The sequence below is a fragment of the Pseudarthrobacter sulfonivorans genome (genome assembly GCF_024391045.1).
Lineage (GTDB): Bacteria > Actinomycetota > Actinomycetes > Actinomycetales > Micrococcaceae > Arthrobacter > Arthrobacter sulfonivorans_B.
The window spans coordinates 20782-33625 of record NZ_JANFCZ010000021.1 but is presented as its reverse complement, the minus strand read 5'-3'; the positions used below and the strand labels follow the sequence as shown (position 1 = coordinate 33625).

Sequence of the window (12844 nt, the reverse complement as noted above, 5' to 3'; positions counted from 1 at the left end):
CGCTTACTCTTGGGCCACCGGCCTGACTGTCTGCCGGCTACACCACCCGGATGCCCAGGTGCCCCGCCAGGAGCGGTGCCAGCAGGCTTAGCTGGTAGTCATCGATGACCAGCCCTGCCAGGCTGGCCAGTCCGCTGATGGTCCGGAACTCCGTGCCGCGGATATCGAAGTCCTTCAACCGGGCGCCCGTGAGGTCCAGCGCCCCCACGGTGCAGTTCTTCAGCACCACCCGAGTTCCCGCGGCTGAGCCCAGGTCCAGTTCGTTGATGATGCAATCCGTGACCAGGACGTCCGTCAGCTTGGATCCCCGCAGGTTGAGGAAGTCCAGCTTGCCGCCTTCGATCCGCACGGACTGCATGCCGCTCTCATAGAGTTCAGCCGACCCGAGCCGCGGGTTGTTCAGGTGCACGTCACGCCAGGTGGAGCGGGCCGCCCGGAACACCGGCGCGTACAGCTCGGACAGGATGCAGTCGCGAAATCCCGCCCCGCGAAGCTGGGTGTCGTTGAATGAGACCCCTTGGAACTCACACTCAGCGAAATCGGTGCCGCTCAGTTCGAGACCGTCGGCCGCGACGCGGCTGTACCGGACGCCGTCGTACTTTTCACCACGGCCGAAACTGGGAGCGGCGTCCTCGGTCAGGTCCTCCAACCGGACATCAGTGAGGCGGGGACCGGCAACCTTGGGCAGCTTGGCGGCCATTACAGCGATTCCGCTTTGGCCAGGCTTTCAGCCGTCCAAATGGTGTCCGGGCGGGCCCGGCTGCGCTGGGTGCTTGTGGTGTGATCCATGAATCGAGCCTAGCCCGGGACCGTGGCATCGGTCAGAAGTTCTCCGCTGGACTTGAAATAGTAAGCATGCTTTGTGTTATGGTGAAAAGGCATTGTTCGATCAACGGGACACGAAAGGCGGCCAGCGATGGGCCTCGGAGACAAGATCAGTAACGAAGCGGAAAACCTCGGCGGCAAGGCCAAGGAAGCGGCCGGAAACGCCACCGACAATGACAGGTTGAAGGCCGAAGGCCAGGCAGACCAGGTCAAGGCCGGCGCAAAGAAGGTCGGCGAAGACATCAAGGACACCTTCAAGAAGGATTAGTTCTTCAAAAACCGGATGGCGGTGGATCCTCATGGGGGATCCACCGCCGTCTTTTTGCCCTTTTACCGCCGCGGGTGAATTTAGCGGTGCCGGCTCATGCGTCGGCAGCTACCCTTGGCCCATGACGTACGTCGACCTGAGCGCCCAGAGCGCCGCCGCCGGAGGTTCGCCTGCGCTGGGCGGATATCTCGCCACGCCGTCGGGTTCCGGCCCGTTTCCCTCGGTGCTGATGGTCCACGAAGCGTTCGGGCTGAACGACCAGATACGGGTCCACGCGGACAGGCTGGCACGGGCCGGCTACCTGACGCTCGCGGTGGACCTGTTCAGCGACGGCGGCGCCCGGCGCTGCCTGGTCAGCACCATGCGGAGCATGATGACGGGAACCGGCCGGGTCTTTACCGACCTCGCCACTGCCCGGGCCTGGCTGGCAGACTCGCCGCTGTCCACGGGCAAGACCGGCGTGATCGGGTTCTGCATGGGCGGCGGCTTCGCCCTGCTGGTGGCACGCGACGGCTTCGACGCGGCCTCGGTCAACTACGGCCGCCTCCCCCGCGACCCGGAGGGGGCGCTCCGCGGCGCCTGCCCCATCGTCGCCAACTTCGGCGGCAAGGACAGGACCCTGAAGGGCGCCGCGGAAAAGCTGGAGACTGTGCTGGACAACCTGGGGATCGAAAACAGCGTCAAGGAATTTCCCACTGCCGGCCACTCCTTCCTCAACAAAACCGAGGAAGGCCCGGCGGTGCTCCGTCCGCTAATGCGCGTGATGGGGGTAGGCCCCGACCCGCAGTCCGCCCCCGAGGCCTGGCAGCGGATCGAGGACCACTTCGCCAGGCACCTGAAGGAGCCGGACCCCGCCACGGCCGAGGGGAATTAACGACGTCGGCGGGCCGCCCCGGGAGGGTGACCCGCCGTCGTCGTACTTCTTGGCGTACGGTGCCGGAAACTAGCTGAAGAGCTCGCTCTGCGGCTCGTTGTGCTTGACCTTCTGCCAGCCCAGCCACAGCACCAGCGCGAAGAACGGGATGGTCGCAAGGGTCCAGAGGCCCAGCATAAAGACCTCACCGGTGTCGCTGGTCATGGTGTCGAACCCGATCAGCACGGTGATGGCCAACAGCGCCACGAGTCCCAGCCAGCTGGTCCACGGCGAGCCGGGCATGGGCAACGAGGACACCCTGCCCTTCTTCTTCCGCAGGGCAATCTGGCTGGCGAAGATGGAGCCCCAGGTGAAGATCACGCCGATGGAGGCGGAGTTCAGAGCGAGGTCGAACGCATGTGAGCCGCCCAGCCAGATGTTCAGCAGGATGCCCACGAGGTACACGGCGGCGATGGCCAGGATGCCGGCGTAGGGGATGTGACGGCTGGACATCTTGGTGAGCCACTGGGGTGCGTGCCCGTTATTGGCCATGGTGCGGAAGATCCGGCCAATGGAGTACAGGCCGGTGTTGCAGGAGGACAGCGCCGCGGTGATGACGATCATGTTCATGACGTCGCCCATCCAAGCCAGGCCCATCTGGCCGAACACGGTCACGAACGGTGACGTGCCGGCGTGGTACTGGTCCGAGGGCAGGAGCATCGCCAGGAGGGACACCGAGCCCACGTAGAACACCACAATGCGGACCACTACGGCACGGATGGCCTTGGGGACTTCGCGTTCGGGGTTCTCCATTTCACCGGCGGTGATGCCCACCAGTTCAATCGCGTTGTAGGCGAAGATGACGGCGTTGAGCACCAGGATCATGACCAGGGCGCCCTTGGGGAACATGCCGCCCTCGTCATGGAAAAGATTGGCCACCGAAGCGTGACCTTCGCCCACCTTGGCGTTGGTGACCACCATGAACGTGCCCACGGCAAGGAACGTGACGATGGCCGCCACCTTGAGGCAGGACGCCCAGAATTCAAACTCGCCGAACGCCTTGACGCTGAGCAGGTTCACGGCCACCAGCAGCACCAGCGCGGCGATGGCGGACATCTCAACGGGGACGTTGGGGAAGAAGAACTGGAAGTACAGGCCGATCGCGATGAGCTCGGCGATGCCGGTCATGGCCCAGTTGATGAAGTACATCCAACCGGACAGGTACGCGCCCTTCTTGCCGAACATTTCCCCGGCGTAGCTCACGAACGAGCCGGAGGTCTGGCGGTACATGATCAGTTCGCCGAGCGCCCGCATCAGCAGGTAGGCGATCACGCCGGCGATGGCGTAGGAGAAAATCAGGGCCGGGCCGGTGGAGGCCAGGCGTCCGCCGGCGCCCATGAAGAGCCCGACGCCGATCGCGCCGCCCATCGCGATCATGGTTACGTGGCGGCGGCCCAGGGTCTTTTTGTAGCCCTCGGCGCTGAGGGAAGAGTCGACGGCGGCGGATGGCGCCGTGCGGCTCTGAAGTTCTGTGGGGGTACTTTGAGGCACAACAATTCCTTGTGGAGTCGGGGGTGGCCGGCACAAAGTCCCAGGCATGGAGGGCCCGCGCGGCGTTTCAATCTTACAAGCCGCCGTTATGTGTTCGTGACGCGGGCAACACTCTGCGGCAGTTAACGCGAATTTAAATCGCAAATTGCCTCATTCAACAGAACGATATTTTGACATCCACGCATATTGGGCACGGTTCGGGCGAAGGCGTTCGGGCTGCCCTCCGTCACGCCCGGGCCAGCACTCCACGGTCCATCGAGTACCGGATCCAGCGGCCGGCCGCGGCTGTCCGCGCCTTTTCGTCCTTTCTCGCATTCCGGGCAAACCAGTCACGGAGGGCGCGGTCATGACTGACCATCACCAGGGTGCCGGCGAAGTCCGCGAGCGCTTCCTCAAGCTGCTCCACCAGCACAGGCGCCAGGTGGTTGGTGGGTTCGTCCACAATCAGGGTGCTGAAGCCGCCCAGCAAGAGTCGCGCGAGGGCGAGCCTGCGCTGCTGGCCCGCGGACAGGCTGCCCACCGGAACGTGGAACTCGCTGGTGCGGAACAGGCCAAGGCGAAGGAGCGCCTCGGCATGGTCATCGATGTTGCCGCCCAGGCCGGCCACGAAGGCCGGCAGCAGCCGCAGCGACGGCCGCTCCGGCAGCTCGAGCTCCTGCTGCAGGTAACCGACGCGGTCCGGGCGGATCACGGTCCCGCCGGCTGGCTCCAGCGTGCCGGCCAGGATGGACAGCAGTGTCGACTTCCCTGCTCCGTTGGGGCCGGTGATCAGAATCTTGTCGCCTGCCCAGGCTTCAAAATCCGTAGGGCGAAGGCGGCCGGGGACGCTCACGCCCCGGACGGACAGCACCGGTGAGGGCTCAACCAGGCCACCCGGCGCCGGTATGACTGCCGGATCCATGGCCAGGTCCGCATTCAGGCGCAAGGGCACCGGCGGACGGTCCACCGGGCTGGCTTCAAGCCTGCGGAGCCGTTCCTGGGCGTTGCGGACCTTGCTGGTGGCCGCCTTCTGCCAGGTGCCGGCTTTGAAGCCGAAGCTCATCTTGTCGCCGTCGCGTTTGCGGGCGTAACCCATGGTTCCGGCCACGGTGTCCGCCTGCCGCTGTTCGGCCTCCATCGCACCTATCCACTGGTGGTACTGCTGGACCCAGTGCTCCCGTTCGGCGGCCTTCTCCCGGAGGTAACCGTCATAGCCGTTGCCGTAGCGGGTCACGGCACGGCGCTCAGCATCCACTTCGATGATGGTGCCGGCCACTTTGCGGAGCAGCACCCGGTCGTGGGAGACCACCACCACGGTGCCGCGGTGCGCCGCCAGGCGGTCCTCCAGCCACGCCGTGCCCCGGGCGTCCAGGTGGTTGGTGGGCTCATCCAGGAGCAGGATCTCTGCGGGGTCGGCCAGGACACAGGCCAGCGCCACGCGCTCCTGCTCGCCCCCGGACAGCGACCCCAGAGTCCGGCTCCGGTCCAGGCCGCCCAGGCCCAGCCGGTCCAGCGCGGCCTCCACCCTGGACTCAGCCGCGTAGCCTTCGCGCAGCTGGTATTCGGTCTGGAGCCGGCCATACGTCTCCAGCTCTTCGTCCCCGGCGTCGGCCAGACCCGCCTCCAGCCGGTCCAGTTCGGCCTCGAGCGCCCGCAACGACGCCATGGACGCGTCGATGGCTTCGCCCACCGTGAAGGATTCCGGCAGGCCGTGGGTCTGGGCCAGGTAGCCCACCCGGCCATGGCTACCCGCGGTGCCTTTGTCCGGAGCCTCGAGACCGGCCAGGATGCGCAGCAGCGTGGATTTTCCGGCACCGTTCTCACCGACGATCGCCACGTGCTCACCCGCGGTAATGACCAGGGTGATGCCGTCAAGCAGGAGCCGGTCGCCGTAACCATGGGAGACGGCCGAAAGGTTGAGATGTTCAGTCACGGGAAGTCCTTGTTATGTCCGCAGGGTGACCGCCGGAGCCAACGGTTCAGGGGAGGCTCGACGGCGGCCGTGGGGTCGGGGGATGGCGCCAGTCCGGCATGGGCGGGCTGATGCTTAGGACTTCATCGGTCCAGCCTGCCTTGAACTGGTGCGGGAGGTCAATATGGCGCCCCGAAACAAATGTTTTCGGCACACCTAAATTGCGCTATCTTGGTGATATCAGTTCGCCCCCCCGATGACGAGGACCCTCATGGCTTTTCCCACACTTCAGGCACGGCGCGCGCCGGGGCGGCGCTGGTCCCGGCTGCTGCTGATGGGGCCTGCTTTTGTGGCTGCCATCGCCTATGTGGACCCCGGAAATGTTGCCGCTAACCTGACGGCGGGCGCCAATTACGGGTACTTGCTGGTCTGGGTCCTGGTGGCGGCCAACGCGATGGCTGTCCTGGTGCAGTATCAGTCTGCGAAGCTGGGACTGGCAACGGGCATGAGTCTTCCCGAGATCATGGGCAGGCGCCTGGGCAAGCGCCGCCGGCGGTTGTATTGGGCCCAGGCGGAACTCGTGGCCGGGGCAACGGACATGGCCGAAGTGATCGGCGGTGCTGTGGCGCTGAACCTGCTCTTCGGCCTGCCGCTGCTGGCCGGCGGCGTCATCATCGGCCTGGCGTCGATGCTGCTGTTGGCGCTGCAGTCTTCCCGCGGTCAAAAGTCTTTTGAGTACGCCATCCTCGTTCTGCTGGGCGTGATCGCCATAGGTTTTGTTTCCGGGCTCTTTGTGAATCCACCGGACGCCGGAAGCGCCGCGGCTGGCCTGATTCCCCGTTTTGAGGGAACGGACACGGTTCTCCTCGCGGCCGGCATGCTCGGGGCAACCGTGATGCCGCACGCCATCTACCTGCACTCGGCGCTGGCCAGGGACAGGCATGGCTTCTCCGAAGATCCGGCCGTCCGGACACGGCTCATCAGGGCCACCCGGTTCGACGTTGCCGGGGCCCTGATGCTCGCCGGCATAGTCAACATCGCCATGCTCCTGCTGGCTGCGTCCAGCCTTCGCGGCATCGAAGGCACGGATACTATTGCCGGCGCCCACGCGGCCGTCACCTCAGCCCTGGGTCCGGTCATCGGTGTGGTGTTCGCGATCGGCCTGCTCGCTTCGGGCCTGGCCTCCACGTCGGTGGGCTGCTACGCAGGTGCCACCATCATGGGCGGGCTGCTGCGTGTCCGGGTGCCGCTGCTGACCCGCCGGGTGATCACCCTGGTACCGGCGTTGGTGGTCCTCGGTGCCGGGATCGAACCGACACTGGCCCTGGTCCTGAGCCAGGTCCTGCTCAGTTTCGGCATCCCTTTCGCCCTGATCCCGCTGATCCGGCTCACGGGGAAACGCGACGTCATGGGCATCCACGCGGATTCGATGCCGCTGAAGCTTGCTGGCTGGACCAGCGCGGCGCTGATTGTTGTCCTGAACTGCGTCCTCATCGTCCTGACGTTCACGGGCCACTCCTGACGCCCCGTGTTGCTCTATCACTTTTGGTCCCCAAACGGCCTGATTGGGAACCAAAAGTGATAGAGCAACGGGGCGGAAGTTAGGCTGAAAGCATGACAACCACACACAGGCGGCCACCCGCTCCGCAGCCTGAGCTGTACCGGTTTTCCCGGCTGGATTTCGGCACTGTCGGCCTGTACGTGGCTGTGGCCGGACTGTTCGCCGTCGCCGGTGATCTGCTCGCCCCGCTCCTGCGGCAACTGGCCCCCAGCCCCGCGGCAGCATCCTACGGTGTGAATCTGCTCTTCTACGGGACGGTCGGGATCCTGGCGGTGATTGCCGCCCGCCGGGTCATCAGCCGGGACCTGAAGGTGCTGGCCACCCGGCCCTGGTTCACCCTCATGATGGTTCCCGCAGCGGTACTGGCCATGATGATCCTCACCGCCGTGGTGGTCTCGGCGGCCGGCGGGGTGCAGACCTCCGCAAACCAGGCCGGGCTGCAGGACCTGATGCAGCAGGTGCCGGCCTGGTTGATGGTGCCGGTGCTGGTGATCGTGGGCCCGTTCGTGGAGGAGTACATTTTCCGGCACCTGCTGATCGGCAAGCTCAGCCGGCGGGTCAACATCTGGCTGTGCTGTGCCCTGTCCGTGGTGCTGTTCGCCGGCCTGCACATCGTGGGCCAGGAGGCGATCACAATGCCTGCACTGCTGCCCTACTTGGCCATGGGCGCCACCCTGGTCTTTGTGTATGTGTGGACCGGGAAGAACCTGATGTTCTCCTACTTTGTGCACGCGGCGAAGAACCTGCTCGCGGTCATCTTCATCTACGCCATCCCGCCGGAGCTCTTCGACCAGCTCCAGCAGGCCCAGCCCTAATACTCCAACGCGGGGGCGGCTTCCCCTATCCCCCGGGCCGCCGCCGCGCGTAGGTTGGTGGCATGGGACTCAAGATCCAGATCGTGGTGGACAGCAAGAACCCGCACGAACTCGCGGACTGGTGGGCCGAAACCCTGGGCTGGGCCGTGGAACCCCAGGACGAGGCGTTCATCCGCTCCATGATCAGCCAGGGCCACGCCACGGACAAGGAAACCCTCACCCACCACGGCAAACTTGTATGGCGGACAGGACAGGCCATCCGGCCGCCGGAGGAACTCGACGCGAAGGCCCCCGCCCACCGGGTCCTCTTCCAGGCAGTCCCGGAGGAAAAGACCATCAAGAACCGCGTGCACTGGGACGTCCGCCTGGACGGCCGGGACAAGGACGAGGTCCGGAAGCAGCTGGAAGCCCGCGGGGCAACCTTCCTCTGGTCCGCCAACGAAGGCCCGCACGGATGGCACACCATGGCCGATCCGGAAGGCAACGAGTTCTGCATCAGCTGACCCGATTACTAGACTTGTCCGGTGAGCAACCAAATTCCCGCCAAGGTGTCCGACGTCTTTGACCCCACCCGCTGGCGCACCGTCTCCGGCTTCGACGACTTCCAGGACATGACCTACCACCGGCAGGTGGAGCGCGCCGCGGACGGTACCACCCGGGACCTGCCCACCGTCCGGATCGCCTTCAACCGCCCCGAGGTCCGGAACGCTTTCCGCCCGGGCACCGTGGACGAGCTCTACCGCGCCATGGACCACGCGCGCATGACGCCGGACGTCGCCACCGTGCTGCTCACCGGCAACGGCCCCTCCCCCAAGGACGGCGGCCACGCGTTCTGCTCCGGCGGAGACCAGCGGATCAGGGGCCGGGACGGCTACCGGTACGCCGACGGCGAGACGCAGGAAACCATCGATCCCGCCCGCGCCGGCCGCCTCCACATCCTGGAAGTCCAGCGGCTCATGCGCACCATGCCCAAGGTGGTCATCGCCGTCGTGAACGGCTGGGCCGCCGGCGGCGGGCATTCCCTGCACGTGGTCTCCGACCTCACCATCGCCTCCCGCCAGCACGGTAAGTTCAAGCAGACGGATGCCACCGTGGGAAGTTTCGACGCCGGCTACGGCTCCGCCCTGCTGGCGCGGCAGATCGGCCAGAAGGCGGCACGGGAGATCTTCTTCCTTGCCCGGGAATATTCCGCTGAAGACATGGTCCGGATGGGCGCCGTCAACGAGGCAGTGGACCACGAACGGCTCGAGGAAGTGGCGCTGGAATATGCCGCCGATATCGCGCGCCAGTCACCCCAGGCGATACGTATGCTCAAATTCGCATTTAACCTCGCGGACGACGGCCTGGCCGGCCAGCAGGTCTTCGCCGGTGAAGCCACCCGTCTGGCGTACATGACGGACGAGGCCGTGGAGGGGAAGGAAGCCTTCCTCGAGAAACGCGACCCCGACTGGTCCCGCTTTCCGCACTACTTCTAAGGCAGGACGGCACATGAACATCGGACGCCAGCACGTGGGCCCCCTGGATATTGAACCGGCGCTCAGCGCGCTGGCAGCCGCGCTCCGCGGTGAGGGACCCGCCGTCGAACTTTCCGTGAACCCGGACGGTGAGCTGGTGGTTGGCCACACGGAGACCCCCGGCTGCGATGACGCCGTGGCAGTGGTGAGGACGTCCGGTTCGACGGGCGCGCCCAAGGCCACGGTCCTGACCGTCGAGTCCTTGGCGGCCTCCTCCATGGCCACCGCTTTGGCCCTCCAGGGCGAAGGCCAGTGGCTGCTCGCGCTGCCGGTGCAGTTCGTGGCCGGCGTGCAGGTCCTGGTGCGGTCGCTGTTCGCCGGGACCCGGCCGTGGGTGATGGACATGTCCGGCGGCTTCACGCCCGAAGCCTTCACCGCCGGTGCCCTGGAGCTGACCGATAAGATCCGCTTCACATCATTGGTGCCCACCCAGCTGCAGCGCCTCCTGCAGTCGCCTTCGCCGGAGACCCTCGCCGTCCTGCAAAGGTTCGATGGCATCCTGCTGGGCGGCGCACCGGCGTCGGCCGCGCTGCTCGAGGCGGCCCGTGAAGCCGGCCTCCGGGTCACCACCACCTACGGCTCCGCGGAAACCTGCGGCGGCTGCGTGTACGACGGCGTGCCGCTCACCGGCGTCGAGGTCCGGATCGCCGAGGACGGCCGGATCCTGCTGGGCGGCGACACCGTGGCCGCCGGCTACCTGGACGCGCCCGAGAGCACGGACACGTTTTATGAGGAAGACGGCGTCCGCTGGTACCGCACCAACGACCTTGGTGCCATCGGCGCGGACGGCCGGCTCACCGTGCTGGGACGCGCTGACGATGTCATCATCACCGGCGGCGTCAAGGTCTCCGCCGCGCACGTGCAGCACGAGCTGGAAAAGTCCGACGGCGTCGCCGCGGCTTTTGTGGCCGGCGTCCCGTCCGCCGAATGGGGCCAGGCCGTGGCCGCCTACGTTGCGGTGGCCGGCGGCCGTGCTTCCGCAGCCGGCGCGGCAGAAACCCAAGGTGACGGTGCCTTCCCAACCGGGGATCACGCCGTCGTGCTTGAACAGGACTGGCACGCCCACCTTGGCCTGCTGGCACCAAAGACAGTACTGGCCGCGCCGGAACTGCTGATGCTCCCCAACGGCAAGCCGGACCGCCTGGCCATGATCGCGAAGCTCAACGCCCTGCACCAGGGAAAGTAGAGTAGAGCTGCACCGGCGCCCATCCGCGGCCGCTGCGCAACCGTTCCACCGTTCTCCCCAACCCAACGCGAGGTACTCACCGTGGCCACAGCCGCACAATGGATCCAAGGCGCCCGCCTCCGCACCCTGCCGGCCGCCATCGCCCCCGTGCTGATCGGCACGGCAGCGGCCTACGAACTGGATTCGTTCCGTCCCGTCAACGCCGTCCTGGCCGCCCTCGTGGCGCTGCTCCTGCAGCTCGGGGTGAACTACGCCAATGACTATTCCGACGGCGTCCGCGGCACCGACGAGGACCGGGTGGGCCCGCTCCGGTTGGTGGGCTCGGGCGCCGCCAAACCGGAACACGTAAAGTATGCGGCCTTTGGTACGTTCGCCCTGGCCATGGTGTTCGGCCTGGCGCTGGTGCTGATCACCCAGAGCTGGTGGCTGATTCTGGTGGGAATCGGCTGCGTGATGGCAGCGTGGGGGTACACGGGCGGGAAGAACCCTTACGGCTACATGGGCCTGGGGGACGTCTTTGTGTTTGTCTTCTTCGGCCTGGTGGCAACCCTCGGCACTACTTACACCCAGGCCGGGCAGGTCAGCCTCCCGGCCGTCATCGGCGCGATCGGCACGGGCCTGATCGCGTGCGCACTGCTAATGGCCAACAACGTCCGCGATATCCCCACGGACATCCAGGCCGGCAAGAAGACCCTGGCGGTGCGCCTGGGCGACAAGCACGCCCGCGAGAGCTATGTCCTGATGCTCGCCGTGGCCATCCTGCTGGTGGTGATCCTGGCCCCGGGGCTGCCGTGGATCCTGATCGTCCTGCTCCTCATCCCGGCGTGCCTGATGCCCGCCTGGCTGATGATCAACGGCCGCAAGCGCAAGAGCCTGATCCCGGTGCTCAAGCAGACCGGCCTGATCAACCTCGGCTACAGCGTGCTGTTCTCACTCGGGCTGGTGCTCAGCCACGGATTTTAAGCCCGTGCCCTCCGGCGCGCGCCGGCTCTAAACGTCGGGTGTTTTGGGGGTGCTGGAGCGGATGGTGACATCCGGGTTGGAGTCCAGGAGGCTGTCTTCCGCAGCCGCGTCGGCGACCTCGCCGGCACTGCGCATCGGCTTGGCCTTGCCCGAGAACCGGTGGTGCAGGGTAGCGGTAGCGTCGTCGCGCTGCTTCTGGAAAAACAGGTAGCTGATGGCAAACGCAATCAGCCCTGCGCAAATCACAGACAGCACCGCCCCCAACTGCAGGAACATGAACAACACAAAGAGCGGCGCAAACAGCGCCAGCCGGATCAGGGAGTATTTCAGGAAAGCCACCATCCAAGTTTAGCCGCCCTGCCTGAACGCCAGCCGCCTGCGAACGATAGACTTAACGGCATGCTCTTCCGTGTGGCTCTGGCCGTCGCAGTACTCGTCATCTTTGTGTATGGACTGGTGGACGTGATCCGCACTGATGCCAGGCTGACCCGGGGCATCTCCAAGCCCGCCTGGATCATTGTGATGATTGTCCTGCCCGTGGTGGGGGCCATCCTGTGGTTGCTGATGGGGCGTCCCAGGGCCACGGTTCCCGCACGCCGTCAGTACAGCGGTCCCACCGCCCCGGATGACGATCCCGATTTCCTCCGAAACCTGGAGCTCCGCCGCAGGAAGCAGGCCGAAGCCGCCCGCCTCAAAAAGCTCAAGGATGACCTGGAGTCCAAGCGCGACACCGGGTCTGCAGGCACCGGATCCGACGGCACGGGAGAGGCTGACACGCACGACACCGGCGATGTGAAGTAGGACCCATGGCCCAGCACCCCGACGGAGACCACCACATGCCGGTTGATCCCGCCGGGGCTGCCACGCCCCCTCCTCCCCCGCCACGGCCCGGGCTCTCCTACTCCGCGCCGGCACCCATCATTGTTGTTCCGCCCATGCCGCCCAGCATCCGCTTGGCCCGAAGTCTGTGGCTGTTGAGCCTCCTCGCAGGCGCCGCCGTGATCGTGGGTTCCTTCCTGACCCGGGCCTCCCATCTGGAGCGCCTCCGGTCCGTGGTGGACAAGATGGCTCCCGGCGGGGATGCCAACGCCCTGTCCACGTCAACGGCCGTCGTCTTCTGGGGCAGCCTCGGTGCCCTGCTGCTGCTGATTGTGCTGCAGGCTGTGATGCTCTCGGGTGTCGCCGAACGCCGCGGCTGGGCCCGCTGGCTGTTGTGCCTGCTGCTGGCGTGTCAGATTCCCGTCATGGCGGTTGCCGGGGCATTCCTTGTTCCCGAGGGCGACGCCGGCACTTACGTTGTGATCCTTTGGGGCGCCCAGTTGCTTCTGGGCTTTGCGGGCCTGCTTCCGCTGTTCCTGCCGTCAGCCGGCAGATGGTTCAGGTCGCGGCAGAACCGTCCGTAGCGGACCGGCAGCTC

13 protein-coding genes and 1 tRNA gene are annotated in these 12844 nt (G+C 66.2%); 9 read left to right on the top strand and 5 right to left on the bottom strand.

What is annotated here, in order from left to right:
• Positions 1-37 precede the first annotated feature (37 nt).
• Positions 38-700: a pentapeptide repeat-containing protein gene (locus tag NQJ30_RS13925; protein ID WP_255770551.1), complete on the bottom strand. Its 663-nt coding sequence runs from the start codon at positions 698-700 to the stop codon at positions 38-40.
• A 216-nt stretch (positions 701-916) separates the two neighbouring features.
• Between NQJ30_RS13925 and NQJ30_RS13920 the strand changes: the two genes are divergently transcribed.
• Both NQJ30_RS13920 and NQJ30_RS13915 read left to right on the top strand, forming a co-directional pair.
• On the top strand, positions 917-1093 hold the full coding sequence (locus NQJ30_RS13920; RefSeq protein ID WP_255770550.1) for a CsbD family protein: 177 nt from the start codon (positions 917-919) through the stop codon (positions 1091-1093).
• A gap of 121 nt (positions 1094-1214) precedes the next feature.
• A complete protein-coding gene (locus tag NQJ30_RS13915) occupies positions 1215-1967 on the top strand; it encodes a dienelactone hydrolase family protein (protein WP_255770549.1) in 753 nt (250 codons plus the stop codon).
• Between the two features lie 69 nt (positions 1968-2036).
• On the opposite strand, the gene NQJ30_RS13910 is transcribed toward NQJ30_RS13915, so the two are convergent.
• From NQJ30_RS13910 to NQJ30_RS13900, 3 genes are all read right to left on the bottom strand, one after another.
• Positions 2037-3497 (bottom strand): amino acid permease, encoded by a 1461-nt coding sequence (locus NQJ30_RS13910; protein ID WP_255770548.1) that lies wholly within the window; start codon positions 3495-3497, stop codon positions 2037-2039.
• 226 nt (positions 3498-3723) lie between these two features.
• Positions 3724-5409, bottom strand: a complete 1686-nt coding sequence (locus NQJ30_RS13905) for an ABC-F family ATP-binding cassette domain-containing protein (protein WP_255770547.1) — start codon at positions 5407-5409, stop codon at positions 3724-3726.
• A 1265-nt stretch (positions 5410-6674) separates the two neighbouring features.
• Positions 6675-6749: transfer RNA gene (locus NQJ30_RS13900), tRNA-Leu, on the bottom strand.
• 253 nt (positions 6750-7002) lie between these two features.
• Here NQJ30_RS13900 and NQJ30_RS13895 point away from each other — a divergent pair.
• The 5 genes from NQJ30_RS13895 to NQJ30_RS13875 all read left to right on the top strand — a co-directional run bounded on the left by NQJ30_RS13895 (position 7003) and on the right by NQJ30_RS13875 (position 11427).
• Complete coding sequence (locus NQJ30_RS13895; protein WP_255770546.1) at positions 7003-7764, top strand: CPBP family intramembrane glutamic endopeptidase; 762 nt, start codon at positions 7003-7005, stop codon at positions 7762-7764.
• A 62-nt stretch (positions 7765-7826) separates the two neighbouring features.
• Positions 7827-8267: a VOC family protein gene (locus NQJ30_RS13890; RefSeq protein WP_255770545.1), complete on the top strand. Its 441-nt coding sequence runs from the start codon at positions 7827-7829 to the stop codon at positions 8265-8267.
• A 21-nt stretch (positions 8268-8288) separates the two neighbouring features.
• On the top strand, positions 8289-9239 hold the full coding sequence (locus NQJ30_RS13885; RefSeq protein ID WP_255770544.1) for a 1,4-dihydroxy-2-naphthoyl-CoA synthase: 951 nt from the start codon (positions 8289-8291) through the stop codon (positions 9237-9239).
• A gap of 13 nt (positions 9240-9252) precedes the next feature.
• The gene (locus tag NQJ30_RS13880; protein WP_255770543.1) at positions 9253-10464 is read left to right on the top strand and encodes an AMP-binding protein; all 1212 of its coding nucleotides are present in this window, start codon (positions 9253-9255) and stop codon (positions 10462-10464) included.
• Positions 10465-10545: 81 nt separating this feature from the next.
• Positions 10546-11427 carry a 1,4-dihydroxy-2-naphthoate polyprenyltransferase gene (locus NQJ30_RS13875; RefSeq protein ID WP_255770542.1) on the top strand — a complete coding sequence of 294 codons (882 nt, stop codon included), beginning with the start codon at positions 10546-10548 and terminating at the stop codon, positions 11425-11427.
• Positions 11428-11454: 27 nt separating this feature from the next.
• Here NQJ30_RS13875 and NQJ30_RS13870 read toward each other — a convergent pair whose 3' ends face one another.
• Entirely contained in the window at positions 11455-11769 is a 315-nt protein-coding gene (locus NQJ30_RS13870) for a DUF4229 domain-containing protein (protein WP_255770541.1), read from the bottom strand.
• Between the two features lie 57 nt (positions 11770-11826).
• Between NQJ30_RS13870 and NQJ30_RS13865 the strand changes: the two genes are divergently transcribed.
• Together NQJ30_RS13865 and NQJ30_RS13860 are read left to right on the top strand one after the other, a co-directional pair.
• Entirely contained in the window at positions 11827-12228 is a 402-nt protein-coding gene (locus NQJ30_RS13865) for a PLD nuclease N-terminal domain-containing protein (protein ID WP_255770540.1), read from the top strand.
• A 5-nt stretch (positions 12229-12233) separates the two neighbouring features.
• Entirely contained in the window at positions 12234-12830 is a 597-nt protein-coding gene (locus NQJ30_RS13860; protein ID WP_255770539.1) for a hypothetical protein, read from the top strand.
• Positions 12831-12844: the final 14 nt, after the last annotated feature.

Bases quoted from the DNA above. Each gene is read 5' to 3' on its own strand.
- NQJ30_RS13925 (WP_255770551.1), bottom strand. From the start codon at position 700: ATGGCCGCCAAGCTGCCCAAGGTTGCCGGTCCCCGCCTCACTGATGTC.
- NQJ30_RS13870 (WP_255770541.1), bottom strand. From the start codon at position 11,769: ATGGTGGCTTTCCTGAAATACTCCCTGATCCGGCTGGCGCTGTTTGCG.
- NQJ30_RS13890 (WP_255770545.1), top strand. From the start codon at position 7,827: ATGGGACTCAAGATCCAGATCGTGGTGGACAGCAAGAACCCGCACGAA.
- NQJ30_RS13920 (WP_255770550.1), top strand. From the start codon at position 917: ATGGGCCTCGGAGACAAGATCAGTAACGAAGCGGAAAACCTCGGCGGC.
- NQJ30_RS13880 (WP_255770543.1), top strand. From the start codon at position 9,253: ATGAACATCGGACGCCAGCACGTGGGCCCCCTGGATATTGAACCGGCG.
- NQJ30_RS13915 (WP_255770549.1), top strand. From the start codon at position 1,215: ATGACGTACGTCGACCTGAGCGCCCAGAGCGCCGCCGCCGGAGGTTCG.
- NQJ30_RS13895 (WP_255770546.1), top strand. From the start codon at position 7,003: ATGACAACCACACACAGGCGGCCACCCGCTCCGCAGCCTGAGCTGTAC.
- NQJ30_RS13860 (WP_255770539.1), top strand. From the start codon at position 12,234: ATGGCCCAGCACCCCGACGGAGACCACCACATGCCGGTTGATCCCGCC.
- NQJ30_RS13865 (WP_255770540.1), top strand. From the start codon at position 11,827: ATGCTCTTCCGTGTGGCTCTGGCCGTCGCAGTACTCGTCATCTTTGTG.